Source organism: Fuscovulum blasticum DSM 2131 (genome assembly GCF_003034965.1).
GTDB lineage: Bacteria > Pseudomonadota > Alphaproteobacteria > Rhodobacterales > Rhodobacteraceae > Pseudogemmobacter > Pseudogemmobacter blasticus.
The window spans coordinates 186,031-211,283 of sequence record NZ_PZKE01000003.1; the positions used below are offsets into that span (position 1 = coordinate 186,031).

Genomic DNA, 25,253 nt, shown 5'->3' on the forward strand with positions numbered 1-25,253 from the left:
GTATTGCGCCATCCTTACTAGATATGGTGTGACCAAAGCGGAAGCCTGTAAAGCGAAATCTGGCGAAATCTTCTGTGGAAAAGCCGGTTTGGGGGGATTTGGCCCGGACAGGTGCGGTCTGTGGCGGGCGTGGCCGGAAAAAGGCCGCCCCCGTGCGAGGGGCACACGGGGGCGTATCGGGGCAGGGGCCTCGGCAGCCAGGGGAAGGCCATGAGACCGGGAAGGGGGACAGGCCCGCCCGCCCGGACAGCCTAAGCCGCCGTTGGATTCAGGCGTGTGACAACCGGCGCATCAGCCGCGACCGTGGCGCGAGCGGATCATGCCGGTGATCTCGAACGTCCGCTCCAGGATCGGGGCCGCGATGGCATCGGCGCGGTCGGCGCCTTCGCCAAGGATGCGGTCGATCTCGGACGGGTCGGTCATCAGGCGGTTCATCTCGGTCGAGATGGGCGACAGCACCGAAACCGCCAGATCGGCCAGCTTCGGCTTGAAGGTGCCGAACTGGGCGCCGGCGAATTCGGCCACCACCTGATCAACCGTCAGACCGGACAGGCCGGCGTAGATGTTCACCAGATTGCGCGCATCGGGCCGGTCTTTCAGGCCCTCGGCCGTTTCGGGCAGGGGCAGCGGGTCGGTCTTGGCACGGCGGATCTTGCGGGCGATGGCATCGGCATCATCGGTCAGGTTGATGCGGCTGTTGTCGGCCGGGTCGGATTTCGACATCTTCTTGGTGCCGTCGGTCAGGCTCATCACCCGCGTGGCCGCGCCTTCGATCACCGGCTCGGTGATCGGGAAGAAATCGACGCCGTAGTCGTGGTTGAACTTGGCGGCAATGTCGCGGGTCAGTTCAAGGTGCTGCTTCTGGTCTTCGCCCACCGGAACATGGGTGGCGTGATAGAGCAGGATGTCGGCCGCCATCAGCGACGGATAGGCCAGCAGGCCAAGCGACGAGTTTTCGGCGTTCTTGCCGGCCGTCTTGTCCTTGAACTGGGTCATCCGGTACATCCAGCCGATCCGGGCAACGCAGTTGAAGATCCAGGCCAGTTCGGCATGGCCCGAGACCTGGCTCTGGTTGAACAGGATCGACCGCTTCGGGTCGATCCCGGCGGCGATGAAGGCGGCGGCGGCCTCGCGCGTCTGGTGGCGCAGGCGGGCCGGGTCTTGCCAGACGGTGATCGCGTGCAGGTCCACAAGGCAGTAGATCGTCTCGATGCCCTCGTCCTGTTTCTCGACGAACCGCTTCAGCGCGCCGAGGTAATTGCCAAGGGTCAGCCCGCCCGAGGGCTGGATGCCCGAGAAGATGCGGGGCTTGAAGGTGGTTGCCATGGTGGGCTCCGTCTGGAAAATCCGGCGGGTCGGGCGTAGACGATGGGGCGAGGGGCGTCAACGGCGCAAGAGCGCGCCCCCGAAGGAGAGCACGGATGAGCCTGCAAGACCACAACGCCCCGCCGCTGAACCCGCTGCCGATGGTGGTCTGGGTGCTGGCGCTGCCGATGATCGCGATGGAGGTGGTGCTGCAACTGGCCGACCGTGGGCTGGTGGGCGGGGCCGCGGGCATTGGCTGGCGCGTGCAGGCAGTGGAACGCTTCGCCTATGTGCCCGATCTGATGCGCTACTTCTGGGCCAACGGGGTGTGGCCGCTGGACGGGATGCACCGGCTGGTCAGCTATGCCTTTGTCCACCCCGATTTCACCGGGGCGCTGTTCGGCGTGGTGCTGCTCTTGGCCCTGGGCAAGATGGTGGGCGAGGTGTTCCGCTGGTGGGCGGTGCTGGTGGTGTTCCTGGGCGCCTGTGTGGTGGGGGCCCTGGCCTATACGGTGCTGTTGCCGGGCGAACGGGGCGCGCTGATCGGGGCGTTTCCGGGCAATTACGGGCTGATCGGGGCCTTCACCTTTCTGATCTGGGTGCGGCTGGCGGGAACCGGGACCAGCCAGTTCCGGGCCTTTACGCTGATCGGCACGCTGCTGGCGCTGCAACTTCTGTTCGGGCTGCTGTTCGGCGGCGGGCTTGGCTGGGTGGCCGAACTGGCGGGGTTCGTCTTCGGTTTCTTCATCAGTTTCGTGGTCAGCCCGGGCGGCTGGCGCCGGGTGATGCACCGGCTGCGCAACAGATAAGGCAGCCTGCCCGCCCTTCGGCGGTCATGCGGGCGGGCGCGTTTGCGCGACCGATCAGCTCTTGTCGCTGCCCTGATCCCCGCCCTGATCGCTGGCCTTGTCGCGGTTGCGGCGGCGCAGGAAGGACTTCAGTTCCGCCAGCCCCATGCCGCCGGTCGCCAGAACGGTGCCGAAATAGACCGCGGCCCCGCCCAGAACCAGCACCGCCAGCGCCGGGGTCCGCGTGCCGCGCGCCAGAACGGCATCGCCCATGGCCCACCACATCAGCCACAGCGCAACGCCCATCACCCCGGCGGCCAGCAGGATAAGCGGCACCCGGCGACGGAACCGATCGTCCAGCCGGGTTGCGGTGCCCATGCTGCGCGCGCCGTGCCAGAGTTGCGCCACCATCACCCAGCTTGACAGCGTGGTGCCCACGGCGGCGGCCAGATAGCCGAAAACCGGCATCAGGCCGAAGGCGGCCACCGCGTTCACCACCATCGAGATGACGGCAAAGTTGAACGGGCGGCGGGTATCTTCCCGCGCGTAATACAGCGGTTGCAGAACCTTGTGCAGCACGAAGGCTGGCAGGCCAAGCGCATAGATCGCCAGCGCCATCGCCGTGGCCCGGGAATCGGCGGCGGTGTATTCGCCGCGTTCGAACAGGACCGAGATGATCGGCAGGGCGATCACCATCAGCGCCACCGCCGCCGGCACGGTCAGGAACAGCGCGAATTCGGCGCCGCGGTTGAAACTTTCGCGGCCGCCGGTTTCATCCTCGGCCCGCAGCCGGCGCGACAGGTCCGGCAGAAGGACGACACCGATCGCGATGCCGACCACCCCAAGCGGAAGCTGGTAAAGGCGATCCGCGTTGTAAAGCCAGGCGACGGCGCCTTCGGTGAAGCTGGCAACCTGGCGGCCGACCAGCAGGTTGATCTGCACCACCCCGCCGGCCAGCACCGCCGGGGCGGCGATGATGGCCAGCCGCTTCAGTTCGGGCGTCAGTCGCGGCCAGCGGAAGGCGACCGAGAATTTCTGTGTCCGCAGCACCGCCCAGACAAAGACAAGCTGAAGCACCCCGGACAGCGTGACGGTCCAGGCCAGTGTGCGGCCCAGATCCCAGCCGAACCAGTCTGCCCCGAACATCGAGACCACCAGAAAGACGTTCATCAGCACCGGCGCCACGGCGGTGGCAAAGAACCGCCCCATGGCGTTCAGCACCCCCGACAGCAGCGCGGTCAGCGAGATGAACAGGATGTAGGGAAAACAGATCTGGCCCAGCGTCACCGCCAGATCGAAGCGTTCGTCGCCGTGAAAGCCCTTGGCCATCAGCAGCACCAAGAGCGGCATGGAGAAATGGCCAAGGATCGAGAACACGGTCAGCAGCGCCGCCATGCCCCAATAGGCATCGCGGGCAAAGCCTTCGGCATCTTCGCCGGCTTCCAGCTTCTTCGCGAACATCGGCACGAAGGCCATGTTGAAGGCGCCTTCGGCAAAGAAGCGGCGGAACATGTTGGGCAGCGATTGCGCCACGATATAGGCCTCGGCCACCGGGCCCGAGCCCAGCCAGGCCGCGACCATGGCGTCGCGGATGAAGCCGACGATGCGACTGAGCAGCGTCCAGACGCCCACGGTCAGGAAGCCATGGACAAGGCGGATCGGTTTCATGGCTGTTCGGGGCTCCGGGCCTGTGCCGGGGCGGGCAGGGCCGATAGGGGAAAACGGATCATGTGCCCTGCGCCCTTTCGGCGCCTTCGGCAATGGCCTGACGCAGGCGCTTTTCCAGCGCTTCCTGCTTGTGCTTCTGGTGCAGCTTCAGGCCGAACATGTCTTTCACATAGAAGGTGTCGACCACCTGCGCGCCATAGGTGGCAATCACCGCTGACACGATCGAGATGTTGGAACTGGCCAACGTGCGGGTCAGGTCATACAGCAGCCCGGGGCGGTCGCGCGTGTCGACTTCGATGATCGTGTAGATGTCCGAACCTTCGTTGTCGAACATCACATGGGTGGGGAAACGGAATTCCCGCTCCCGCTTCTTGACCTTGTCGCGATCCTTCAGCGCCTCGCGCGGGATGATCTCGCCGCGCAGGGTCTTGTCGATCATCTGTTGCAGGCGCGGCAGGCGGGCGGCCTCATAGGGCTTGCCCTCGGCATCCTGCACCCAGAACACCGGCGTCGCGTAACCGTCCTTCGAGGTGTAGGTGCGGGCGTCGCGCACATTGGCGCCCACCAGTGCCAGTGCGCCGGCCAGACGGGAAAAGATGCCCGGGTGATCGGCCAGCGCGAAACAGGCGCGGGTGGCATCGCGGTCATCGTCGGGGTGCAGGTCGATGCGGATCTCGTCGGTGCCGATGCCTTTCAGCAGCCGGGCAAAGACGGCGTGGGTGTCGGTGGACAGACCCTGCCAGTAGGGCGCGTAATGGCGCGCGGTTTCGTGGCGCAGATCCTTGGCTTCCCAGCCGGCCAGCCGGTCGCGCAGGGCGCGCTTGGCCTCGTCCTCGCGGTTTTCGCGGTTGACGGATTCAAGGCCGCCTTCCAGCGCATCGGCCGTCTGCTTGTGCAACTGGCGCAGCAGCATGGCCTTCCAGTTGTTCCAGGTGCCGGGGCCGACACCGCGGATGTCACAGACCGTCAGCACCGTCAGCAGGTCCAGCCGCTTGCGCGTCTTCACCGCCTTGGCGAAATCGCGCACGGTGCGCGGATCGCCGATGTCGCGTTTCTGCGCCATGTCGGACATCAGCAGGTGATGGCGCACCAGCCATTCGACGGTTTCACATTCCTCATCGCTGAGACCCAGGCGGGGGGCAACGCGGCGCGCGATCTGGGCGCCCAGGATCGAGTGATCCTCGGGCCTGCCCTTGCCGATGTCATGCAGCAGCAGCGCCACATACAGCACCTTGCGGTTCACCCCGGCCTTCAGGATGGAGGACGACAGCGGCAGATCCTCGATCAGCTCGCCACGTTCGATCTGGGCCAGGATGCTGATGGTCTGGATGATGTGTTCGTCCACCGTGTAGTGGTGATAGACGTTGAACTGCATCATCGCGACGATGGGTTCGAATTCGGGAATGAAGGTGGACAGGACGCCCATCTCGTTCATCCGCCGCAGCGGCCGTTCCGGGTTGCCGTGTTTCAGCAGCAGGTCCAGAAAGATGCGCGCGGCCTCGGGGTTTTCGCGCATGTCGTCGTCGATCAGATGCAGATTGGCCGACAACAGGCGCAGCACGTTGGGGTGCAGCAGATAGCCGGTGCGCAGGCCCTCTTCGAAGATGCGCAGCAGGTTCAGCTTGTCTTTCAGGAAATCCTGCGGATCGCGCAGGTCGATCCGGCCTTGCACCAGCGTATAGCCGGATTTTACCCGCTTGGTGCGCTTGAAGATGCCGAAGAGGCTGGCTTCGCGCTTGGCGTGGCGGGCTTCCAGTTCGGCCAGGAAGATGCGGGTCAGTTCGCCCACGCGGGTGGCATGGCGGAAGTAGTCCTGCATGAAGATTTCCACGGCACGGCGGCCGCCCTGATCGGCATAGCCCATGCGGGCGGCGACCTCGGGCTGGACATCGAAGGTCAGCGTGTCGGTGGCGCGGCCGGTGATCAGGTGCAGGTGGCAGCGGACGGCCCAGAGGAAATCTTCCGCGCGGGTGAAGGTGGCGAATTCATCGGCACTGAACAGGCCCGCCCCGACAAGCCCGGCCGCGGTGGGGGTGCGGTGCAGGTATTTGCCGATCCAGTACAGGGTCTGCAGGTCGCGCAGGCCGCCCTTGCCTTCCTTGACGTTGGGTTCCAGCACATAGCGCTGACCGCCCTGCCGGCGGTGGCGTTCGGCGCGTTCGGCCAGTTTCGCCTCGATGAACTGCGGGCCGGTGCCGTTGAACAACTCTCCCCACAGCCGGTCGGCCAGTTCGGTGGCCAGCGGTTCGTATCCGGCGATGAAACGGTGTTCCAGCAGGGCCGTGCGGATGGTGATGTCATCGCGCCCCAGCCGGATGCAATCGGCCACGGTGCGGCTGGCATGGCCGACCTTCAGCTTCAGATCCCACAGCATGTAAAGCATCGATTCGATGACGCTTTCGGCCCAGGGGGTGATTTTCCAGGGCGTCAGGAACAGCAGATCCACATCGGATTGCGGCGCCATCTCGGCCCGGCCGTAGCCGCCGACGGCCAGGATGGCGATGCGCTCGGCCTCGGTCGGGTTGTGCAGCGGGTGCAGGGTCTGCGCGACGGCGAAAGCGGCGGTGACAAGGCCATCTGTCAGCCAGGCCTGTGCGGTGACCAGTGCGCGGGATTCGCGGGGCCGGGCGGCAAAGGCGGCGGCCAGACGGGTGTTGGCGGCGGCGCGCGCCTCGGCCAGATGGCGCACGGCGATGCCGCGGGCGGCGCGCGGTTCCACCGGATCGGGGCTTGCGGCCAGTTCGGCCAGGATGGCCGACACAAGGCTGTCGCCGTCAAGAATCTCGGCGGCGGGCAGCAGCAGGGACCGCCCGTCGGGCGGTCCCTTTTGTGCGGTGGTTCGGCTGGCCTCAGAGGCCGGCGCCGGCGAAGCTGCGGGGAGCGGGGTCAATCACGACGACCTGGTTGTTGCGGATTTCAGCCACGGCAAGGCCGCGTTCGTTGGTGCCGTCCGAGCGGAAGCGGAAGATCCCCGAAACCCCGGCGAAGCCTGCCCCTTGCGTCAGCGTGCCGGCCGAGATGTCACGGCCCTGGCGGGCCAGCGCACCGATGGCGGCGATGCCATCATAGGCCAGCCCGGCAATCGGATGCGGCGCCGCGCCATAAGCCGACTGGTAGCGGCTTTGGAACTGCGCATAAAGGCCCGGATCGGGCAGCGCGAACCAGCCGCCCTGCAGGCTGGGCAGGCCCAGGGTCTGGGCCGGGATGTCCCAGCGGGTCAGGCCGACGAACTTGGAGGCGCCGGTGTCAAGCCCGTTGTCCACCAGAAGCTGGCTGAGCAGCGGCAGGGCACCGGCGGTATCGGCCGTCAGGAAGACCGCGTTTGCGCCCTTTTCCCTGGCGGTCTGCACGATGCCGGGGGCCGCGCCGGACACGCCGTTCTGCGAGAATTCGTAAGAGGCGATGGCCACCACGTTGCCGCCGGCCGCGGTCACGCCGCGCTGGATGGCGTCGCGGCCAAGGGTGCCGGCGGTGTTGCGGTCATGCACGATCATGACCTGACGCTTGCCGCTGCGCACGGCGTAAGACGCCAGACGCCGCGCCGTGTTGTCGAAGGTGGGGCCAAGCACGAAGACATTGCCGCCCGCGATGGCGGGATTGTTCGAGAAGGCCAGAACCGAGATGCCGCGAGGCGCCATGGCCACGCCCACGGCATTGGCTTCTTCGGCGAAGACCGGGCCAAGGATGACCTGCGCGCCTTCGTCGGCGGCCTTTTGCGCCATGGCCACAGCCTGCGCGGGCTGGCCGGCGGTGTTGTAGACCCGCAGGTCGATACTGACGCCCGACAGGTCTGCCACGGCCAGACGCGCGGCATTTTCAAGCGCCTTCGCCAATGCGGCATCGGTGGATTGCGACGATCCGCCCGGCACCAGCAATGCCACCTGCACCTTCTTGCCCGAACCGCCCGAACCGGACGCGGACATCGGTTCGCCGCCGGGCACGCAGGCGGCCAGGAAGAGACCGAAGAAGACAACGAGAAGGTGGCCCAAGGACTTGCGGGCCCGAAGCATTGCGGACAACATGGAAACTTCCTCTGGCAGAGAAGGCGCGGAGACCGTGGTCACGTTAGATGTTTCCCGCAGCGAAGTAAACTTGCCCGGGGGCCTGCGATGAGCGGTTCCTGGGTGCCCGGAGGCCCCCCCGGCGGGATTGCGCCGGGTCTGCATCTGGTGGCGACGCCCATCGGCACGGCGCGCGACATCACCTTGCGCGGGCTGGACGTTCTGGCCGGGGCCGAGGTGCTGATGGCCGAAGACACCCGCACGCTGCGCCATCTGATGGAGATTCACGGCATTGCGCTGGACCGCCGCCCGCTGATCGCCTGCCATGACCATAACGAGACCGAGGTGGCGGCGCGGATGGTGGCGGCGCTGGAAGCGGGAAAGTCGGTCGCCTATGCGTCAGAGGCGGGAACGCCGCTGGTGTCGGACCCGGGATTCGCCCTGGTGCGGGCGGCGGTTGCTGCCGGGCAAAGGGTACATGCGGTGCCGGGGCCTTCGGCGGTGCTGGCGGCGCTGACGCTGGCGGGGCTGCCGACGGACCGCTTCCTGTTCGCCGGTTTCGTGCCCACGGCGGCGGGTGACCGGGCGCGGGTGTTGGCCGAACTGGCGGCGGTTCCGGCGACGCTTGTGGTCTACGAATCGCCGCGACGGGTGGCGCGGACGCTGGCGGAAATGGCGCAGGCTTTCGGGCCGGACCGGCCGGCGGCGATGTGCCGGGAACTGACCAAGCGGCATGAAGAGGTGCGTCGCGGCACGCTGGGCGAACTGGCTGATGCTTTGCAAGGGCAGGAACCGAAAGGCGAAATCGTTCTGGTCGTCGACCGGGCGGCGGCCCGCGTCACCAGCGCCGAAGATTTGCGGACGGCGCTGGAAAATGCACTGCAGACGATGAGCGTTAAGGATGCAGTAGCTTTCGTGTCGCAAGATCTGGGGGTGCCACGGAAAGAGGCCTATCGACTGGCGCTGGAACTGGCGGAGCAATAGGGGCCCTTGCGGGCCGATCATGCGGAGGCGGTGCGATGCCACTGGATTTCGGGTTCGACACGGGCGCTGCCGGCCTGCCTGTTGCCCTTGCCCCCGAACGCCGGCGTCGGGCAGATCGCGGGAGGATGGCCTATCTCTCTGGCCTTGCGGCAGAAGATGCGGTGGCGCGCCGGTATGAGGCAGCCGGGCTGCCGGTGATTGCCCGGCGCTGGCGGGGCCGTTCGGGCGAGGTTGATCTGGTGGCCCGCGATGGCGAGACGGTTGTGTTCATCGAGGTGAAGTCGGCCGCGACCCACGCGATCGCCGCGGAATACCTGACGCGGGCACAGTATGACCGCATTGCCCGCACGGTGGCGGATTTCGTTGACGGGGAACCCGCCGGACAGATGACCGAGGTGCGGATCGACCTGGCGCTGGTGGATCAGACCGGCCGGGTCGAGGTGACCGAAAACATCTGGTTCGACTGACCGGCGGCACTGGCGGGGGGCAGTCGGTTTGCATCCGGCAGCGGCTTGCGCCAAGAAAGGGGCGAAGCCCTGAGCCGGAGGATGCGATGGCCCTGAACGTTGCCCTGCAGATGGACCCGATCGGGTCGGTCAACATCAATGCGGATTCCACTTTCCGCATCGGGATCGAGGCACAGGAGCGGGGGCACCGGCTGTTCTACTACACCCCCGACCGGCTGGCCTTTGTCGAAGGCCGGGTGGTCGCGCGGGGCTGGGACATCGAGCTGCGGCGCGAGGTCGGGAACCATGTCAGCTATGGCCCTGAACGCGAAGTCGACCTGTCCGAGATGGATGTGGTCTGGCTGCGGCAGGACCCGCCCTTCGACATGGGTTACATCACCACGACGCATCTGCTGGAGATGATCCACCCGAAGACGCTTGTGGTGAATGATCCGTTCTGGGTGCGAAACTACCCCGAGAAACTGCTGGTGCTGCGGTTTGCAGACCTGACCCCGCCGACGACGATTGCGCGTGATCTGGCCACGATCCGGGCCTTCAAGGCGCGGCATGGCGATGTGATCCTGAAGCCGCTTTATGGCAATGGCGGTGCGGGGGTGTTCCGGCTGGACGAGAACGACCGCAACCTGACCTCGCTGCACGAGCTGTTCAGTTCGATCAACCGCGAACCCCTGGTGGTGCAGAAGTTCCTGCCGGCGGTGTCGAAGGGGGACAAGCGGGTGATTCTGGTGGATGGCGAACCCGTGGGCGCGATCAACCGGGTGCCACAGCCGGGCGAGACGCGGTCGAACATGCACGCGGGTGGCCGGCCCGAGCCGGTGGGGCTGACCGCGCGGGATCTGGAGATCTGCGCGACCATCGGGCCGGTCCTGCGGGAAAAGGGCCAGGTCTTCGTGGGCATCGACGTGATCGGGGACTGGCTGACCGAGATCAATGTGACCTCGCCCACCGGGATTCAGGAGTTGGAGCGGTTCGACGGCACCAATGCCGCGGCGCGGATCTGGGAAGCGATCGAGGCGAAACGGCGCGGATGAGCCTGCGCCTGCGTCTGTTCCGTGGTGTGATGCGCCACGGGATGAAGCCGCTGTTGCGCCGGGCGCGAGGGGTGGGCGGGGCGCGGGCGGGACTGGTTGCCGTTTCTCTGCTGTTCCCGCCGCCCTTTGGTCCGCGTTCGCGACGCGAGGTGATTGGCGGGGTGCCTTGCCTGCGGCTGACGGGCGGGGATGGGGCCGCCGGGCCGGTCTTGCTGTGGATGCACGGCGGGTCGCATGTCGCGGGCAGCGCCTTCACCCATCGGGCCATGGTGGGCCGGATCATCCGCGTCGCGGGCGGGCAGGCCGTGCTGCCCGACTATCGCCGCGCGCCCGAACATCCGGCGCCGGCTGGGTATGACGACGGGGTGCGGGTGCTGGAGGCGCTGTGGGCGGCGGGTGTCGCGCCGGGCCGGATCGTGCTGGGCGGTGACAGTGCCGGGGGCGGGCTGGCGGCAGGGCTGCTGGCCGAAGCCGAGGCGCGAGGCAAGCCCCCGGGTGGCGTGGTGCTGCTGTCACCCTGGGCCGACCTGACGCTGGCAGGCGCGTCGATCCGCAGCAATGCCGCGCGCGAGGCGCTGTTGCCGGCCGAACGGATGCCCGAGATGGTTGATTTGATCCGGGGCGTGCTTGACCCGGCCGATCCGCGTCTTTCGCCCCTGTTTGCCCGCTGGGCAGGGTCGTGTCCGGCGCTGATCTGCGTTGGCACCACCGAAATCCTGCTGGATGATTCGCTGCGGTTGGCCGAGGCGATGCGGCAGGCTGGCGCGCAGGTGGACCTGGTGCGTCAGCCGGGGGCGCCGCATGTGCTGGCCTATCTGGCGCCCTGGGTGCCCGAGGCGCGGGCCGAAATCCGGCGGATCGCGGCGTTTTTGCGCAGCCTGTAGCGGTGGTCAGGCCTTGGGGCCGACGGTCAGGCGGAAGCTGACCGCCTCGGCCACATGCGGCTGGCGCACGGCGTCCGAACCGTCCAGGTCGGCGATGGTGCGGGCGACGCGCAGGATGCGGTGATAGCCACGGGCCGAAAGCCCCATGCGTTCGGCAACGCGGGTGATCAGGGCGCGGCCTTCGGTATCGGGGGCGGCAAAGTGATCCAGCGCCTCGCCTTCGAGATCGGCGTTGACGCGGGCGCCGGTGCCGTCCAGCCGGTCGGATTGCGCGGCGCGGGCGGCGGCGACGCGGGCGGCGATGGTGCCCGAGGGTTCGCCGGTGGCGGGAAGGTCAAGGTCGGCATAGGCGACGGGGGGCACTTCGACGCGCAGATCGAAGCGGTCCATCAGCGGCCCCGAGATGCGGCCAAGGTAATCTTCGCCGCAGATCGGCGCGCGGCCGCAGGCGCGGTTCGGGTCGGACAGGTAGCCGCATTTGCAGGGGTTGGCGGCCGCCACCAGCAGGAAACGGCAGGGATAGCGGATATGGGCATTGGCGCGGGCGACCATGATCTCGCCGGTTTCGATGGGCTGGCGCAGGGTTTCCAGCACGGCGCGGGGAAATTCGGGAAACTCGTCCAGAAACAGCACGCCGTTATGGGCCAGGCTGATTTCGCCCGGCTTCGCGCCCTTGCCGCCGCCGACAATGGCCGCCATCGAGGCGGTGTGATGCGGTTCGCGGAACGGGCGCTGGCGCGAGATGCCGCCTTCGGTCAGAAGGCCAGCGAGCGAATGGATCATCGAGGTTTCCAGCGCCTCGGCGGGCGACAGCGGCGGCAGGATGCCGGGCAGGCGGGCGGCCAGCATGGACTTGCCCGAGCCGGGGGTGCCGACCATGAACAGGTGGTGGCGCCCGGCGGCGGCAATTTCCAGCGCGCGCTTGGCGCGTTCCTGCCCCTTCACATCGCGCAGGTCGCGGCCCTGTGGTGCGGCGCGCACCTCGCCGGCCTCGGCGGCGGGCAGTGGGGTCTGGCCGGTGTAATGGCGCACCACCTCGGCCAGCGATCCGGCGGCGATCACCTCGGTCGTGCCGACCCAGGCCGCCTCGGCCCCGCAGGCGCGGGGGCACAGAAGGGCGCGGCCCTCTTCAGCCGCGGCCATGGCGGCGGGCAGGGCGCCAAGCACCGGCATCAGCCGGCCATCCAGCGACAGTTCCCCCAGGGCGACGGTGTGCTCCACCTCATCCTTGGGAAGGATGTCCAGCGCGGCCAGCAGGGCCAGCGCGATGGGCAGGTCGAAATGGCTGCCCTCTTTCGGCAGATCGGCAGGGGCCAGGTTCACCGTGATACGCCGGTTCGGCAGGGCGATGGACAGCGCCTGAAGCGCGGCGCGGATACGTTCCTTGGCCTCGCTGACCGCCTTGTCGGGCAGGCCGACAAGGTTGAAGGCGGCCGTGCCGGCGGCAAGGGCGCATTGTACCTCAACCATCCGGGCCTCGACCCCTTCGAAGGCCACCGTATAGGCCTTGGCCACCATTCCCGCGCCCCGCTTAACTTTGGTTAATCCTTAGCGGGCAAATGGTTAGCGAATGGTAAACGCCTGTGGCCGGATCAGCCCCGGATCAGGGGGCCGTCTCGCCCCGGTAAAGCGCCATGAACCTGGGCCAGGCCTCGGGGTCGGCGGCGGTCTTGTCGCGGCAGAAGGCGTTGCAGAAGCCGAAGCGACGACCGGCCAGTTCCAGCACATGGGTGACGGGGCCACCGGAATAGGGGCAGGCGGCGTTTTCCGCCTCGGTTCCCGCAACGGGGTGCGCCGGCAGCGGCACCGGGCCGGGCCAGTCGCGCCGGGGCCAGTCGCGGCGGTAGAAATCCTGATCGGCGCCGTCAACCAGCCCCATCGCCCGCCAGCGGCGGAAGGAGGGGTGGCAGAGGTGGGCATTCACATAGGCGGTGGCCATGGGGCCAACCGGCAGGTTGTAGCCCGCGATCCGCGCCGCGACCGGGGCGAAGAACACATCGGCCGCCGAGTAGCCGCCGCACAGCCAGGGCGTGCGCGATCCGGTCGCCTCGCGCGCCCAGGTCCAGATGGTTTCCAGCCGGGCCAGATCGGCCAGCACCGGGGGCGGCGGATCGCAGTCGGTATAGCTGACGCGCAGGTTCATCGGGCAATGGGTGCGCAGCGCGGAAAACCCGGCGTGCATTTCCGCCGCCAGCACCCGCGCCACGGCACGGTGTTCGGGATCGGCGGGCCAAAGGCTGGCCTCGGGGTGGCGCGAGGCAAGTTCTTCGGCAATCGCCAGCGATTCCGGGACGACGGTTCCGGCGGGGGTGCGCAGGGTGGGCGCGGTGCGGGCGGGGGGAAAATCGCGCAGAAGGGTGGGCAGTTCGTCGGTGTAAAGCCGCGCCTGCAGGGTTTTCACCGGAATGTCGAAGGCATCAAACAGCAGCCAGCCGCGCAAGGACCAACTGGAATAGCCGCGGTCACCGATCACGAGGGTATAGGTCAAAGTCCCGTCTCCTTGAATTCGGCGCCGACGCTAGCCGCAGCCGGTCATCGTGCAAAGCGATGAATTCTGACTGGGGCCATCACGCGATGTGATTGATCGCCCGGACGGCACAGGTGGGGCCGAAGTCGATGCAGGTTACCGAGAGCGGGTCGATCCGATGCGCGAAGGCGGCCAAGGGGGATAGGCCTTCGGCCAGTTGCAGCGCGGCGACGATGGGGCCGAAATGGGCCACCACAATCACCTCGGGCCGGTCGGACAGCCGGCCGATGGCTGCATGGACGCGGGCCGTCAGCCGGTTCCAGCTTTCGCCGCCCGGGGGGCAGGTGTCGCCGGGATCATCCCAGAAGGCGCGGGCGGCGGCCTGATCCTCGATCTCGTCCCAGGGCCGCAGTTCCCAGGCGCCGAAGTTCAGTTCGCGCCAGTCCGGGTCATGCGGCAGGCGGGGGCGGGGGGCCAGGGCATCGGCGGTGGCGACGGCGCGCGACAGGTCGGACGACAGCACCGGCGCATCGGCCGGCAGGTGGGCGTTCAGCCGGGCAATGGCCGCATGGTCCGACAGGTCGGCCGGCAGGTCGGACCAACCGACCATGGTTTTCGCATGGGTCGGGCCGTGGCGCACCAGCCAGAGCCGCGTCATGGCAGCCGGCCTTTCAGGGCCAGTGGCAGCCCCGCAATCACCACGACCACCAGCCCGGCCAGCGCGGCAAGCCGCTGGTTCAGACGGCCCTGTTCATCGCGGAAGGCGCGGGCAAGGGCATTTTCGGGAACGATGCCCCAGCCCACTTCGTTGGTGACGACGATCACCGGGCCGGGGCAGGCGGCCAGGGCGGCCAGCAGCCGGTCCGCTTCGGCGGCAAGATCGTGTTCGGCCAGCAGGTGATTGGTCAGCCAGAGGGTGGCGCAGTCGATCAGGGTCACGCTGCCCGCGGGGGCTGCGGCCAGCGCGGGGCCAAGGTCAAGCGGGGCTTCGATGGTTTCCCAGCCGTCGCCCCGGTCTTCGATATGGCGGGCAATGCGGGCGGCCATCTCGTCATCCCAGACGGTGGCGGTGGCGATGTAGCGCCGGGCAAGGCCGGTGCCGCGCGCCAGCCGTTCCGCCTGATGCGATTTGCCTGACCGCGCGCCGCCGGTGACCAGCGTCAGGGCGGGCAGGGAAAAAATGGGGGTATCGGGTGATCCGGTCACGGGGGGCCTGCGTAGAAGAGGTCGAACGTCGGCAGGTCTGCCGCGCAGGCTACCGGGTGGGGGTTGTCATGGCGCTTGACGGATATAGCGAAGTCGGACTGTCTCGCCAAGCGATGCGGGCCGAGCTTCTGGATGCGGAAACCGAGCTTGCCCTGGCGCGGGCCTGGCGCGACCAGCGCGACGAACGGGCCCTGCACCGGCTGATCACGGCCTATATGCGGCTGGCAATCAGCATGGCGGGGCGGTTCCGGCGCTATGGCGCCCCGATGAACGATCTGATTCAGGAGGCAAGCCTTGGCCTGATGAAGGCAGCGGAAAAGTTCGACCCGGATCGCGGGGTGCGGTTCTCGACCTATGCGGTGTGGTGGATCAAGGCCAGCATCCAGGACTATGTGATGCGGAACTGGTCGCTGGTCCGGACAGGATCGACCAGCAGCCAGAAATCGCTGTTCTTCAACCTGCGCCGCGTGCAGGCCAAGCTGGAACGCGAAGCCATCGCGCGCGGCGAGGCGCTGGACCAGTTGCGCCTGCGTAAAATGGTGGCCGAAGAGATCGGCGTGCCGGTGGGCGATGTCGAGATGATGGAAGGACGTCTGTCGGGATCGGACTATTCGCTGAACGCGATGCAATCGGCCGACGAGGACGGCCGCGAATGGATTGACGCGCTGGAAGATGACGGCCCGCAGGCGCAGGATCATGTCGAGGCATCGCATGACGGGGCGCAGTTGCGGCAGTGGCTGGACCGCGCGATGGACGGGCTGAACCCGCGCGAGCGGTTCATCGTGGCCGAGCGCCAGTTGCGCGATGACCCCCGCACGCTGGAATCGCTGGGCGAAGAGCTGGGGTTGTCGAAAGAGCGGGTGCGTCAGCTTGAAGCGGCGGCGTTCACGAAACTGCGCCGCAGTCTTGAAGCCCAGTCCCGAGAGGTGCATCACTTCCTCGCATGAGGAAATATGCCCTGATTGCCGCGCTGGCGGCCCCGCTTCCCGCCCTTGCCCAGATTGATCCGCCGCCCGGGATGGATGTCTATGTTCTGGGCGAAATCCATGACAATCCGGCACATCATGCCGAACAGGCCCGGCTTGTGGGCGTAATCGCGCCGCAGGCCGTGGTGTGGGAAATGCTGTTGCCTGCGCAGGTGACGTCCGCCGAAGGCGTGGATCGCACCGATGCCGTGGCGTTGGAGGCTGCGCTGCAATGGAAAGGGTCCGGCTGGCCGGATTTTGCCATGTATGCGCCGATCTTTGCCGCCGCAGGGCCGGCCCTGCATCTGGGCGGGGCGGTGCCGAAGGACGCCTTGTCAAAGGCCGTGAAGAACGGTGCGGCGGCGGTCGTCGGCCCCGAGGTGGCTGCGCTGTGGGGGCTAGGGCCGCTGACCCCCGACGACCAGGCGGCGCGCGAGGCCGACCAGCAGGAGGCGCATTGCAACGCCCTGCCCGAAGCCATGCTGCCGGGCATGGTCGAGGCGCAACGGCTGCGCGATCAGACGATGGCGGCGGCGGCTGTTGTGGCGGTGGCCGAGGGCCGGCGCCCGGTCGTCATCATCACCGGCAGCGGCCATGCCCGCAAGGATCAGGCGATTCCGGCGATGATCGCGCAGGCGGCTCCGGGGCTGAAGGTCTGGTCGCTGGGGCAGGCCGAGGCCGATCCGGGGCCGGATGCGCCCTATGACGCGGTGAATGTCACCGCCCCCGCGCCGCGCGAAGACCCCTGTCTGGCCTTCACCGGCCAATCCTCAGGCGGTTGAGTTTGCCGCCGCCCGGCCCTAACGTTCGGGGGCAGGACAAGGGGCGGGTGATGCTGGCAGGCAAGCGCATATTGTTGATCGTTGGTGGCGGGATTGCCGCCTACAAGGCGCTGGAACTGGTGCGTCTGCTGAAGAAGGCCGGGGCTACCGTATCGCCGGTGCTGACGCGGGCGGGGGCCGAGTTTGTCACGCCCCTGTCGCTGTCGGCACTGGCGGGTGAAAAGCTGCATCAGGATCTGTTCGATCTGGGGGATGAGGCCGAGATGGGCCATATCCAGCTTAGCCGGGCGGCGGATCTGCTGGTCGTGGCCCCGGCAACGGCGGATCTGATGGCCAAGATGGCCACCGGCCGGGCCGATGACTTGGCCTCGACCCTGCTGCTGGCGACCGACAAGCGGGTGCTGGTTGCCCCCGCGATGAACGTGCGGATGTGGACGCATCCGGCAACGCAGCGCAACCTGGCCACCCTGCGCGGCGACGGGGTGCTGATGGTCGGGCCGGACGAGGGCGAGATGGCCTGTGGCGAATACGGGCCGGGCCGGATGGCCGAGCCGGTGGCGATTCTGGCCGCCATTGACGCGGCACTGGGGGGCGGGCCGCTGGCGGGGCGGCATGTTCTGGTGACCTCTGGCCCGACGCATGAACCCATTGATCCGGTGCGCTATATCGCGAACCGCTCTTCGGGCGCGCAGGGCACGGCGATTGCGGCGGCGCTGCGCGATCTGGGGGCCAGGGTCACGTTCGTCACCGGAACGGCTGAAGTGCCCCCGCCGCAGGGCGTGACAGTGGTCCGGGTGGAAACGGCCGCGCAGATGCTGGCGGCTGTGCAGGCCGCACTGCCCGCCGAGGCGGCGGTGATGGCGGCGGCGGTGGCCGACTGGCGTGTCGCCAATGCGGCGGGGCAGAAGATGAAGAAGGACGGCACTGGCCAGCCGCCCGCGCTGGAATTTGCCGAGAACCCCGACATTCTGGCGACCGTCTCGCAAGGGGCGCAAAGGCCGCGTCTGGTGGTGGGCTTCGCCGCCGAAACGACGGATGTGCTGGCCCATGCCACGGCGAAACGCGCCCGCAAGGGCTGTGACTGGATCGTGGCGAATGATGTGTCGCCGGCAACGGGCATCATGGGGGGCAGCGAAAACGCGGTCACGCTGATCAGCGCCGAGGGGGCCGAAAGCTGGCCGCGCATGGCCAAGGATGCGGTGGCACGCCGGCTGGCCGCCCGGATTGCCGAGGCGCTGGCATGAGTGGGGCCGATGTCCGGGCAGAAATTGGACCGGAGGCTCTGAAAACCCCGGGGCGCGCGCGATGACGGCGGTGGTGCGTATCCTGCGGGAGGACTGGGCCGATCCGTCGCTTCCCTTGCCCGCCTATCAGACAGCAGGCGCGGCGGGTGCGGACATCTGTGCCAATTTCCCCGAGGCTGACCGCGCGGCGGGCCTGACGCTGGCGCCGATGCAGCGGGCAATCTGCCCCACCGGCCTGCGGGTGGCGATACCCGAGGGGTATGAGATGCAGATCCGCCCGCGCTCGGGCCTTGCCACGAAGCACGGGATTACCCTGCCGAACACGCCCGGCACCATCGACAGCGATTATCGCGGCCCCTTGGGCGTGGCGCTGGTGAACCTTGGGGCCGCGCCTTACACCATTCACCACGGCGACCGCATCGCGCAGGCGGTGGTGGCGCCGGTGGTGCAGGCGCGCTTTCATCTGGTGCAGGCGCTGGACAGCACGGCGCGCGGCGAGGGCGGTTTCGGATCGACCGGGTTCGATACCCCCGGCAAGCGATGACCGGCCTGATCGGCTTTGCCGTGATCTGGGGCGCGGGGCGGGGCCTTGGCTGGCCGCGCGCGCTGTCGCTGGGGCTGGCGCTGCTGTGGTGGTTGCTGCTGGTGGCCGTTCATGCGCCGGGGATTGGCGTGCCGCAGGTGGCCGCCATGCTGGGCGGTGATTTCCGGCTGTGGCTGATCTTTGGTGGCGTGGCTGCGGCGGTGCTGGCCTATGGCGCGGGCCTTGGCGCATTGCGGGCGCGCGTGAAGGCGCGGCCGGTCGCGCCGCTCTCGTCGCAAGGCCCGTTCAGCGAGGTGGAGCTGGACCGCTATGCCCGCCATATCCTGCTGCGCGAAATTGGCGGGCCGGGGCAGCGGCGGCTGAAAGAGGCGAAGGTTCTGGTGGTGGGGGCGGGCGGTCTGGGCTCACCCGCGCTGCTGTATCTGGCGGCGGCGGGGGTGGGCACCATCGGGGTGATCGACGCCGACGCGGTGGAAGGGTCGAACCTGCAACGGCAGGTGATTCATACCGATGCGCGGATCGGCCTGCCCAAGGTGTTTTCCGCCGAGGCTGCGATGAAGGCGCTGAACCCGTTTGTCGCGGTGCGGCCCTATCACCGGCGGCTTGAGCCGGACATCGCTGCCGGCCTGATCGCGGATTACGATCTGGTGCTGGACGGAACCGACAATTTCGACACCCGCTATCTGGTGAACCGCGTCTGTGCCGGTCTGGGCAAGCCGCTGATCGCGGGCGCCCTTACCCAATGGGAGGGGCAGCTTTCCGTCTGGGATCCGGCACGGGGGGCACCGTGTTATGAATGTATCTTCCCGACCCGGCCCGCGCCCGGCATGGTGCCCACCTGTGCCGAGGCGGGGGTGGCCGCGCCGCTGCCCGGCATCATCGGGGCGATGATGGCGATGGAGGCGGTGAAGCTGATCACTGGCGCGGGCGAGCCGTTGCGCGGACGCCTGCTGCTGCACGATGCGCTGCACGCCGAAAGCCGGGTGATTGCCGTCGGAAAGCGGGCGGACTGCCCGGTCTGCGGCGGGCAGTCCTGACGTTGCGGTCTGGCCGTCAGCCGATCCGGTAGCTTGAGGCGGTGACGCCGCCGAACAGCCCCGTGTCATGATAGACCATGGTCGCCTTTTCGCCTTCGGCCGCGCCAAGAGCGGCGAAGAGAGGAACGAAATGGTCTTCCTCCTTGTGGCAGATCCGGGCGTAGGGGGCCTGTTCCCAATGGATCAGCCGGTCGGTGCGTTCGGCGGGCGGGGCGGCCATGGTTTCGGCCAGCCAGGCGTCAAACGCCTCGGACGGCTCTTTCGCACCGGGGCCGAAGAGGCGGAGGTTGTGGTAGGACAGGCCCGAGCCGACGATCAGCACGCCTTCATCGCGCAGCGGTGCCAGGGCACGGCCAAGGGCGAAGTGTTCCGCGGGGGAATAACCCTTGCGCAGCGACACCTGGAACAGCGGCATGTCGGCATCGGGATACATGACATAGGCGGGCACGAAGGTGCCGTGGTCATAGCCCTGTTTCGCGTCAAGCCGGACCGGCAGGCCGGCGGCGGCGATCAGGTCCGCCGCCTTCTGCGCCAGATCCGGGGCGCCGGGGGCCTTGTACTGGATCTGGAAGGTGTGGGGCGGGAAGCCGTGATAATCATAGACCATGGGCGGATGGGCCGAGGACATGACCGCGAAGCTGTCCTCCTCCCAATGGCCCGAGATCATCAGGATGGCCTTGGGCCGTTCGGGCAGATCCTTCACCATCTGCACGAAGCTGGCTTCGAGATTGCGGAACATGGCGCGCCAGTCGGGCATCCAGGGCCAGGGGCCGCCGCCATGGCTGATGAAATAGGTGGGCATACGGGAAGACATGTTCGATCTCCGGGAGGTCAGGTTCCTGCCAAGATGCCCCTCGGGAAGGTTTCGCTCAATTCCGCAGCGTCAAAGGGAAAGAGTGCGCTGCCGCACAGAGGACAGACAGTCTTGCAAGCCCCGGAACGCTTGACCATAGTCCGCCAGGACCAACCGGGAGCCTGACCCATGAAACTGACCACCGTGCTTGGCGCTGCCGCGCTGTCGTTCCTGCCGCTTGCCGCGCTGGCCGAGGGCCTGCCAGATCTGGGCGGCAAAGAGGTGGTGGTGGTGACCGAGAACGCCTATCCGCCGCTGCAGTTTCTGGACAAGGACGGCACGCCGATCGGCTGGGAATATGACGCGATGGCGGAAATCGCCAAGCGGCTGAACATCACGGTCAAATATGAGAACACCAGTTGGGACGCGATGATTCCGGCGGTTGCGGAAGGCCAGTATGACCTGGGCATGACCGGCATCACCATCAAGGACGACCGCAAGGAGAAGGTGGATTTCTCCGACCCCTACATGCGGTCGGAAATGCTGATGATCGTTCGCAGCGACGAGGCGCGGTTCACCGATGCTGCCTCCTTCGCCGCGGACCCGAAGCTGCTGGTTTCGGCGCAACCGGGCACCTCGCCCTTCTATGCCGCCGTCTATGAGATTCTTGACGGGAACGAGGAAAACCCGCGCATCATCAAGTTCGAGACCTTCGGGGCCGGCCTTGAGGCCCTGAAGACCGGCGACGTGGATCTGACGCTTTCCGATTCAACGGCGGCGAACGGTTATGTTGCCGCCTCGGACGGGGCGTTGAAGATCATCGGTGCGCCGCTGGCAAGCGAGGATTTCGGTTTCATCTTCCCCAAGGGCAGCGAACTGGTTGCGCCGTTCAACGCGGCGATTGCCGAGCTGAAGGCCGACGGCACGCTGGATGCGCTGAACCAGAAGTGGTTCGTCGATTACAAGATGGGTGAGTAACGGGCAGGGCCCCGGGGTGACCTGAACCCCCGGGGCAACCGGATGACGCCACAAAACACCCCCGACAAGGACTTCCCCTGGTGGCTGGTGATCGTCGTGATCACCGGCATTTACCTGTTTTACGAAATGATCTCGGACGAGGTCTATCGCGCGGCGCTGCGGGCGTTGTCCAAGGGCATCTGGATCACCGTCGGCGTGTCGGTGGTGGCCTATCTGGGCGCCTGCCTGATCGGCCTGGGACTGGCGGTCATGGGGCTGTCGCGCCACATCGTGCTGCGCCAGGCGGCGCGGCTTTATATCGAGATCATGCGCGGCGTGCCGATCCTGGTGCTGCTTCTTTATGTGGCCTTCGTGCTGGTTCCCGCCTGCATTGCGGCGGTCAACTGGCTGGCCGGGGCCGAGCCGGGCGCCGAGATCATCCGCACCCGCGATGTGCCGCTGCTGTGGCGGGCGGTGCTGGCGCTGATGCTGGCCTATTCGGCCTTTCTGGCCGAGATCTTCCGGGCGGGCCTGCAGGCGGTGGACAAGGGCCAGATCGAGGCCGCGCAGGCCTTGGGGCTAAGCGGCTGGCTGCGGTTCCGGCTGGTCAGCTTTCCGCAGGCGTTCCGTATGATCCTGCCGCCTTTGGGCAATGATTTCGTGGCTATGGTCAAGGATAGCTCGCTGGTGGCGGTGCTGGGCATTTCCGATGTGGCGCAACTGGCCAAGGTCACCTCCTCGGGCAACTTCCGCTATTTCGAGACCTACAACGTGGCGGCGCTGATCTATCTGACCATCACCATCGGGCTAAGCCTGCTGCTGCGCCGGTTCGAGACCCGGATGCGGACGCGCGGCTTGGGGGACCGTTAGGCCTGCGGCGGCAAGGCCGGGGGCCAGCCCCCGGACCCCGGGGTATTTGTCCCGACTGGACGCAGGGGTGGACCTTCGGGTTTGGCGCCCCTAGCTTGACCGCAAAGGAGTGCTGCCGATGAATGTCTTGCTGGACCTCTGGGATACGCCCTTTGCCCTGCCGCCCTTTGCCGCCATCCGCGACGAGGATTTCGCGCCGGCCTTTGAGGAGGCCCTGGCACGGGCCCGGACGGCGATCATGGCCATCGCCGAAGGACCGGCGACCGATTTCGCCGGGGTGATCGAGGCGCTGGAACTGGCTGAGGCGGATCTCGACCGGGTGGCAGGGGTTTTCTACAACCTTGCCGGTGCGGATTCGAACGAGGCCCGCGAAGCCTTGCAGCGCGACCTGGCGCCGAAGATGAGCGCCTTTTCCAGCGAAATCACCAACAACAAGGCGCTGTTCGGCAAGATCGAGGCGCTGTGGCAGGCGCGCGCCGATCTTGCGCTGACGGCCGAACAGGCCCGGGTGCTGGAGCTGTACCGGCGCATGTTCGTGCGGTCCGGCGCGGCGCTGGACGGGGCGGCGGCGGAACGGTTGACGGCGGTCAAGGCGCGGCTGGCGGTGCTGGGCACCCAGTTCAGCCAGAACCTGCTGGCGGATGAACGGTCGTGGTTCATGGAGCTTTCCGAAGCCGATCTGGAGGGGCTGCCGGACTTCGTGGTGGAAACGGCGCGGGCGGCGGGGGCCGAGCGGGGGCTGGGGCCGGTGGTCACCCTGAACCGCAGCCTGATCGTGCCGTTCCTGCAATTCTCGCCCCGGCGCGCGTTGCGGCAGCGGGCCTATGAGGCCTGGGTGGCCCGTGGCGCCAATGGGGGCGCAACCGACAACCGCGGCATTGCGGTGGAAATCCTGGCGCTGCGGCACGAGCGGGCGCAGCTTCTGGGCTATGCCGATTTCGCGGCCTACAAGCTGGAACCGGAAATGGCCAAGACGCCGGCGGCGGTGCGTGACCTGCTGATGCGGGTCTGGGCGCCGGCACGGGCCAAGGCGCTGGCCGATGCGGCGGTGCTTGAGGCGATGCTGGTGGCGGATGGCGGCACCGGGCCGCTGGAGGCCTGGGACTGGCGCTATTACAGCGAAAAGCGGCGGCGTGCCGAGCATGATCTGGATGAGGCGGCGCTGAAGCCCTACCTGTCGCTTGAGGCCATGCTGGGCGCGATGTTCGATTGCGCGACCCGGCTGTTCGGGCTGGAATTCCGGGAAATCGAAGGGCCGTTCTACCACCCTGATGTGCGGGGGTGGGAGGTCACCCGCAAGGAGGCGCATGTGGCGGTGTTCCTGGGCGATTACTTCGCCCGCGGGTCCAAGCGCAGCGGCGCCTGGTGTTCGGCGATGCAGTCGCAGCGCAAGCTGGGCGCCGATGTGCGGCCCATCGTGGTGAACGTGTGCAACTTCGCCAAGGGCGATCCCTGCCTGCTGTCCTATGACGATGCGCGCACGCTGTTCCACGAATTTGGCCATGCGCTGCATCAGATGCTGTCCGACGTGACCTATGGCTTCATCAGCGGCACCTCGGTCGCGCGCGATTTCGTGGAACTGCCCAGCCAGCTTTACGAACACTGGCTGGAAGTGCCGGCGGTGCTGGAGGCCCATGCAAGGCACTGGCAGACCGGCGCCCCGATGCCGGCCGACATGCTGAAGCGGCTGCTGGATGCGGGCACCTATGACCAGGGCTTTGCCACGGTGGAATTTGTCGCCAGCGCGCTGGTCGATCTTGAATTCCACACCGGCACGCCACCCGCCGATCCGATGCAGAAACAGGCCGAGGTGCTGGAGGCCTTGGGGATGCCGAGGGCGATCCGGATGCGCCACGCCACGCCGCATTTCGCGCATGTGTTCAGCGGTGACGGCTATTCCAGCGGATACTACAGCTACATGTGGTCCGAAGTGATGGATGCCGATGCCTTCGCGGCCTTCGAAGAGGCGGGCGATCCCTTCGACCCGGAAACCGCGGCCCGGCTGGAGAAGTTCATCCTGTCGGCGGGCGGCAGCGAAGAGGCCGAAGCGCTGTATCTGAAATTCCGCGGCAAGATGCCGGGGGTTGAGGCACTGCTCAAGGGGCGGGGCCTGCTGGACGCGGCGTAGGGGGCGCTGCCCCCGTCCTGCGGACTCCCCCGGGATATTTTCTTTCTGAAAGAAGCCCCTCTTTCAGGATCAAAATATCCCCGCCGGAGGCATCCCGAACCAAGCCGCGAAGGCGGCGCTGGCGAGACAGGCGACTTGCGGCGCAAGCCGCTCAGGTTGACAGCCGGCGCAACTGACCCGGAGGGTGGCCGTAGGTGCGGCGGAAAGCGCGGCTCAGCGTGGCGGGGCTGGTGAAGCCGGTGCGCAAGGCCACCTCGGCCAGCGGATGGCGGGTGTCGGTCAGCATCCGGCGGGCGGCCTGCAGGCGCAGCGACAGCGCATAGGCGCCGGGCGGGGTGCCAAAGGCGGCGCGGAACAGGGTTTCCAGACGGCGCGGCGACAGGCCCACGGCGGCGGCGGTTTCAGCCACCGGCTCGGGCGTGTCGATCCGCGCCTCCATCCGCTTGGCGGCGGCGGCGACGCGCGGGTCAAGGCCGGGGTCGGGCTGGCGGGCGGCAACCTGCGGCTCTGACCCCGGGCGCGCGATTGTCAGAAAGCTGTTCGCCACCTGCCGGGCCAGTGGGGCGCCATGACGGGCGCGGATCAGTTGCAACATGAAATCCGCCGCCGGCGCGGCGCCGCCGATCGTCACCCGGTTGCGGTCGATCACGAAACGGTCGGGGACCACGTCGATGTCGGGATGGGCGGCGGCAAGGTCTTCCAGGTCTTCCCAATGCACGGTTGCGCGATAGCCTGACAGCAGGCCCGCCCGCGCCAGCACCCAGGGCGCGGCGTCGATGCCGCCAACCAGCGCGAAGCGGGGCGCCAGGCGGCGCAGGTCGCGGATCAGCGGGCGGGTGGCAACCTGATCCAGCCGGTAGCCGGCGACAACAATCAGCATCTCGGCCCCTTCGGCGGCCGCCAGCGGCCCGGTCGAGGGCAGCGACAGTCCGCAGGTCAGCGGGGCCGGCGCCCCGTCGGGGGTGACGACCCGCCAGCGGAAGGCTTCGGTTCCCAATTGCCGGTTGGCGTTGCGCAGCGGGTCCAGCGCCGAGGCCACTTCAAGGATCGAGGATTGTGGCAGCACCAGAAGCGCCAGCGACAGCGGCGCGCGGGCCGGAGAGAAGATTGCGTTTTCCGTCATCAGGATTTC

General features: G+C 67.6%; 23 protein-coding genes. 13 read left to right on the forward strand and 10 right to left on the reverse strand.

The window, feature by feature from the left end; all coding sequences use genetic code 11:
• Positions 1–291 precede the first annotated feature (291 nt).
• Positions 292–1,326, reverse strand: coding sequence for a tryptophan--tRNA ligase (gene trpS / locus C5F44_RS04660; RefSeq protein ID WP_107672340.1), 1,035 nt, complete (start codon positions 1,324–1,326; stop codon positions 292–294).
• A gap of 95 nt (positions 1,327–1,421) precedes the next feature.
• Here trpS and C5F44_RS04665 point away from each other — a divergent pair, with 95 nt between their 5' ends.
• Positions 1,422–2,114 (forward strand): rhomboid family intramembrane serine protease, encoded by a 693-nt coding sequence (locus tag C5F44_RS04665; RefSeq protein ID WP_107672341.1) that lies wholly within the window; start codon positions 1,422–1,424, stop codon positions 2,112–2,114.
• A gap of 54 nt (positions 2,115–2,168) precedes the next feature.
• Here the strand turns inward: C5F44_RS04665 and murJ are convergent, their stop codons facing one another.
• The 3 genes from murJ to C5F44_RS04680 are packed head-to-tail and all read right to left on the reverse strand — an operon-like array spanning position 2,169 to position 7,783.
• Positions 2,169–3,761: a murein biosynthesis integral membrane protein MurJ gene (gene murJ, locus C5F44_RS04670; RefSeq protein ID WP_107672342.1), complete on the reverse strand. Its 1,593-nt coding sequence runs from the start codon at positions 3,759–3,761 to the stop codon at positions 2,169–2,171.
• 58 nt (positions 3,762–3,819) lie between these two features.
• Positions 3,820–6,651 carry a [protein-PII] uridylyltransferase gene (locus C5F44_RS04675; RefSeq protein WP_107672343.1) on the reverse strand — a complete coding sequence of 944 codons (2,832 nt, stop codon included), beginning with the start codon at positions 6,649–6,651 and terminating at the stop codon, positions 3,820–3,822.
• The gene (locus tag C5F44_RS04680; protein WP_107672344.1) at positions 6,611–7,783 is read right to left on the reverse strand and encodes a penicillin-binding protein activator; all 1,173 of its coding nucleotides are present in this window, start codon (positions 7,781–7,783) and stop codon (positions 6,611–6,613) included. The genes C5F44_RS04675 and C5F44_RS04680 overlap by 41 nt, the downstream gene beginning before the upstream one ends.
• Positions 7,784–7,870: 87 nt before the next feature.
• Here C5F44_RS04680 and rsmI point away from each other — a divergent pair, with 87 nt between their 5' ends.
• From rsmI to C5F44_RS04700, 4 genes are all read left to right on the forward strand, one after another.
• Positions 7,871–8,746 carry a 16S rRNA (cytidine(1402)-2'-O)-methyltransferase gene (rsmI, locus tag C5F44_RS04685; RefSeq protein WP_107672345.1) on the forward strand — a complete coding sequence of 292 codons (876 nt, stop codon included), beginning with the start codon at positions 7,871–7,873 and terminating at the stop codon, positions 8,744–8,746.
• Between the two features lie 125 nt (positions 8,747–8,871).
• Complete coding sequence (locus C5F44_RS04690; protein ID WP_235822506.1) at positions 8,872–9,213, forward strand: YraN family protein; 342 nt, start codon at positions 8,872–8,874, stop codon at positions 9,211–9,213.
• A gap of 86 nt (positions 9,214–9,299) precedes the next feature.
• Positions 9,300–10,244 carry a glutathione synthase gene (gene gshB / locus C5F44_RS04695; RefSeq protein WP_107672347.1) on the forward strand — a complete coding sequence of 315 codons (945 nt, stop codon included), beginning with the start codon at positions 9,300–9,302 and terminating at the stop codon, positions 10,242–10,244.
• Positions 10,241–11,128 carry an alpha/beta hydrolase fold domain-containing protein gene (locus tag C5F44_RS04700; RefSeq protein ID WP_107672348.1) on the forward strand — a complete coding sequence of 296 codons (888 nt, stop codon included), beginning with the start codon at positions 10,241–10,243 and terminating at the stop codon, positions 11,126–11,128. The genes gshB and C5F44_RS04700 overlap by 4 nt, the downstream gene beginning before the upstream one ends.
• Before the next feature lie 6 nt (positions 11,129–11,134).
• Here the strand turns inward: C5F44_RS04700 and C5F44_RS04705 are convergent, their stop codons facing one another.
• The 4 genes from C5F44_RS04705 to cobU form a co-directional block, all read right to left on the reverse strand.
• Positions 11,135–12,646 (reverse strand): YifB family Mg chelatase-like AAA ATPase, encoded by a 1,512-nt coding sequence (locus C5F44_RS04705; RefSeq protein WP_107672349.1) that lies wholly within the window; start codon positions 12,644–12,646, stop codon positions 11,135–11,137.
• 85 nt (positions 12,647–12,731) lie between these two features.
• Positions 12,732–13,616 carry a glutathione S-transferase gene (locus C5F44_RS04710; protein WP_107672350.1) on the reverse strand — a complete coding sequence of 295 codons (885 nt, stop codon included), beginning with the start codon at positions 13,614–13,616 and terminating at the stop codon, positions 12,732–12,734.
• Between the two features lie 79 nt (positions 13,617–13,695).
• A complete protein-coding gene (locus tag C5F44_RS04715) occupies positions 13,696–14,253 on the reverse strand; it encodes a histidine phosphatase family protein (RefSeq protein WP_107672351.1) in 558 nt (185 codons plus the stop codon).
• Positions 14,250–14,801 carry a bifunctional adenosylcobinamide kinase/adenosylcobinamide-phosphate guanylyltransferase gene (cobU, locus tag C5F44_RS04720; protein ID WP_107672352.1) on the reverse strand — a complete coding sequence of 184 codons (552 nt, stop codon included), beginning with the start codon at positions 14,799–14,801 and terminating at the stop codon, positions 14,250–14,252. Before cobU ends, C5F44_RS04715 begins: the two co-directional genes overlap by 4 nt.
• A gap of 68 nt (positions 14,802–14,869) precedes the next feature.
• On the opposite strand from cobU, the gene C5F44_RS04725 reads away from it, so the two are divergent.
• The 5 genes from C5F44_RS04725 to C5F44_RS04745 all read left to right on the forward strand — a co-directional run bounded on the left by C5F44_RS04725 (position 14,870) and on the right by C5F44_RS04745 (position 19,373).
• On the forward strand, positions 14,870–15,748 hold the full coding sequence (locus C5F44_RS04725) for an RNA polymerase factor sigma-32 (RefSeq protein WP_107672353.1): 879 nt from the start codon (positions 14,870–14,872) through the stop codon (positions 15,746–15,748).
• On the forward strand, positions 15,745–16,548 hold the full coding sequence (locus tag C5F44_RS04730; RefSeq protein ID WP_235822508.1) for a ChaN family lipoprotein: 804 nt from the start codon (positions 15,745–15,747) through the stop codon (positions 16,546–16,548). Before C5F44_RS04725 ends, C5F44_RS04730 begins: the two co-directional genes overlap by 4 nt.
• Positions 16,549–16,598: 50 nt before the next feature.
• Positions 16,599–17,792, forward strand: a complete 1,194-nt coding sequence (coaBC, locus tag C5F44_RS04735; protein ID WP_107672354.1) for a bifunctional phosphopantothenoylcysteine decarboxylase/phosphopantothenate--cysteine ligase CoaBC — start codon at positions 16,599–16,601, stop codon at positions 17,790–17,792.
• 61 nt (positions 17,793–17,853) lie between these two features.
• Complete coding sequence (dut, locus tag C5F44_RS04740; protein WP_107672355.1) at positions 17,854–18,336, forward strand: dUTP diphosphatase; 483 nt, start codon at positions 17,854–17,856, stop codon at positions 18,334–18,336.
• Positions 18,333–19,373: a HesA/MoeB/ThiF family protein gene (locus C5F44_RS04745; protein ID WP_107672356.1), complete on the forward strand. Its 1,041-nt coding sequence runs from the start codon at positions 18,333–18,335 to the stop codon at positions 19,371–19,373. Before dut ends, C5F44_RS04745 begins: the two co-directional genes overlap by 4 nt.
• Before the next feature lie 16 nt (positions 19,374–19,389).
• On the opposite strand, the gene C5F44_RS04750 is transcribed toward C5F44_RS04745, so the two are convergent.
• Positions 19,390–20,187 carry a DODA-type extradiol aromatic ring-opening family dioxygenase gene (locus tag C5F44_RS04750; protein WP_235822509.1) on the reverse strand — a complete coding sequence of 266 codons (798 nt, stop codon included), beginning with the start codon at positions 20,185–20,187 and terminating at the stop codon, positions 19,390–19,392.
• A gap of 168 nt (positions 20,188–20,355) precedes the next feature.
• Here C5F44_RS04750 and C5F44_RS04755 point away from each other — a divergent pair, with 168 nt between their 5' ends.
• The 3 genes from C5F44_RS04755 to C5F44_RS04765 all read left to right on the forward strand — a co-directional run bounded on the left by C5F44_RS04755 (position 20,356) and on the right by C5F44_RS04765 (position 24,121).
• The gene (locus C5F44_RS04755) at positions 20,356–21,144 is read left to right on the forward strand and encodes a transporter substrate-binding domain-containing protein (protein ID WP_107672358.1); all 789 of its coding nucleotides are present in this window, start codon (positions 20,356–20,358) and stop codon (positions 21,142–21,144) included.
• A 42-nt stretch (positions 21,145–21,186) separates the two neighbouring features.
• A complete protein-coding gene (locus C5F44_RS04760; protein ID WP_107672359.1) occupies positions 21,187–21,993 on the forward strand; it encodes an amino acid ABC transporter permease in 807 nt (268 codons plus the stop codon).
• Between the two features lie 118 nt (positions 21,994–22,111).
• The gene (locus tag C5F44_RS04765) at positions 22,112–24,121 is read left to right on the forward strand and encodes a M3 family metallopeptidase (protein WP_412917526.1); all 2,010 of its coding nucleotides are present in this window, start codon (positions 22,112–22,114) and stop codon (positions 24,119–24,121) included.
• Positions 24,122–24,272: 151 nt separating this feature from the next.
• Here C5F44_RS04765 and C5F44_RS04770 read toward each other — a convergent pair whose 3' ends face one another.
• Positions 24,273–25,244, reverse strand: coding sequence for a GlxA family transcriptional regulator (locus C5F44_RS04770; protein WP_107672360.1), 972 nt, complete (start codon positions 25,242–25,244; stop codon positions 24,273–24,275).
• Positions 25,245–25,253: the final 9 nt, after the last annotated feature.

Bases quoted from the DNA above. Each gene is read 5' to 3' on its own strand.
- C5F44_RS04700 (WP_107672348.1), top strand. From the start codon at position 10,241: ATGAGCCTGCGCCTGCGTCTGTTCCGTGGTGTGATGCGCCACGGGATG.
- gshB (WP_107672347.1), top strand. From the start codon at position 9,300: ATGGCCCTGAACGTTGCCCTGCAGATGGACCCGATCGGGTCGGTCAAC.
- C5F44_RS04690 (WP_235822506.1), top strand. From the start codon at position 8,872: ATGGCCTATCTCTCTGGCCTTGCGGCAGAAGATGCGGTGGCGCGCCGG.
- C5F44_RS04680 (WP_107672344.1), bottom strand. From the start codon at position 7,783: ATGTTGTCCGCAATGCTTCGGGCCCGCAAGTCCTTGGGCCACCTTCTC.
- C5F44_RS04765 (WP_412917526.1), top strand. From the start codon at position 22,112: ATGAATGTCTTGCTGGACCTCTGGGATACGCCCTTTGCCCTGCCGCCC.
- C5F44_RS04745 (WP_107672356.1), top strand. From the start codon at position 18,333: ATGACCGGCCTGATCGGCTTTGCCGTGATCTGGGGCGCGGGGCGGGGC.
- C5F44_RS04665 (WP_107672341.1), top strand. From the start codon at position 1,422: ATGAGCCTGCAAGACCACAACGCCCCGCCGCTGAACCCGCTGCCGATG.
- murJ (WP_107672342.1), bottom strand. From the start codon at position 3,761: ATGAAACCGATCCGCCTTGTCCATGGCTTCCTGACCGTGGGCGTCTGG.
- trpS (WP_107672340.1), bottom strand. From the start codon at position 1,326: ATGGCAACCACCTTCAAGCCCCGCATCTTCTCGGGCATCCAGCCCTCG.
- C5F44_RS04715 (WP_107672351.1), bottom strand. From the start codon at position 14,253: ATGACGCGGCTCTGGCTGGTGCGCCACGGCCCGACCCATGCGAAAACC.
- coaBC (WP_107672354.1), top strand. From the start codon at position 16,599: ATGCTGGCAGGCAAGCGCATATTGTTGATCGTTGGTGGCGGGATTGCC.
- rsmI (WP_107672345.1), top strand. From the start codon at position 7,871: ATGAGCGGTTCCTGGGTGCCCGGAGGCCCCCCCGGCGGGATTGCGCCG.
- C5F44_RS04730 (WP_235822508.1), top strand. From the start codon at position 15,745: ATGAGGAAATATGCCCTGATTGCCGCGCTGGCGGCCCCGCTTCCCGCC.
- C5F44_RS04750 (WP_235822509.1), bottom strand. From the start codon at position 20,187: ATGTCTTCCCGTATGCCCACCTATTTCATCAGCCATGGCGGCGGCCCC.
- dut (WP_107672355.1), top strand. From the start codon at position 17,854: ATGACGGCGGTGGTGCGTATCCTGCGGGAGGACTGGGCCGATCCGTCG.
- C5F44_RS04705 (WP_107672349.1), bottom strand. From the start codon at position 12,646: ATGGTGGCCAAGGCCTATACGGTGGCCTTCGAAGGGGTCGAGGCCCGG.
- C5F44_RS04760 (WP_107672359.1), top strand. From the start codon at position 21,187: ATGACGCCACAAAACACCCCCGACAAGGACTTCCCCTGGTGGCTGGTG.
- C5F44_RS04755 (WP_107672358.1), top strand. From the start codon at position 20,356: ATGAAACTGACCACCGTGCTTGGCGCTGCCGCGCTGTCGTTCCTGCCG.
- C5F44_RS04770 (WP_107672360.1), bottom strand. From the start codon at position 25,244: ATGACGGAAAACGCAATCTTCTCTCCGGCCCGCGCGCCGCTGTCGCTG.
- C5F44_RS04725 (WP_107672353.1), top strand. From the start codon at position 14,870: ATGGCGCTTGACGGATATAGCGAAGTCGGACTGTCTCGCCAAGCGATG.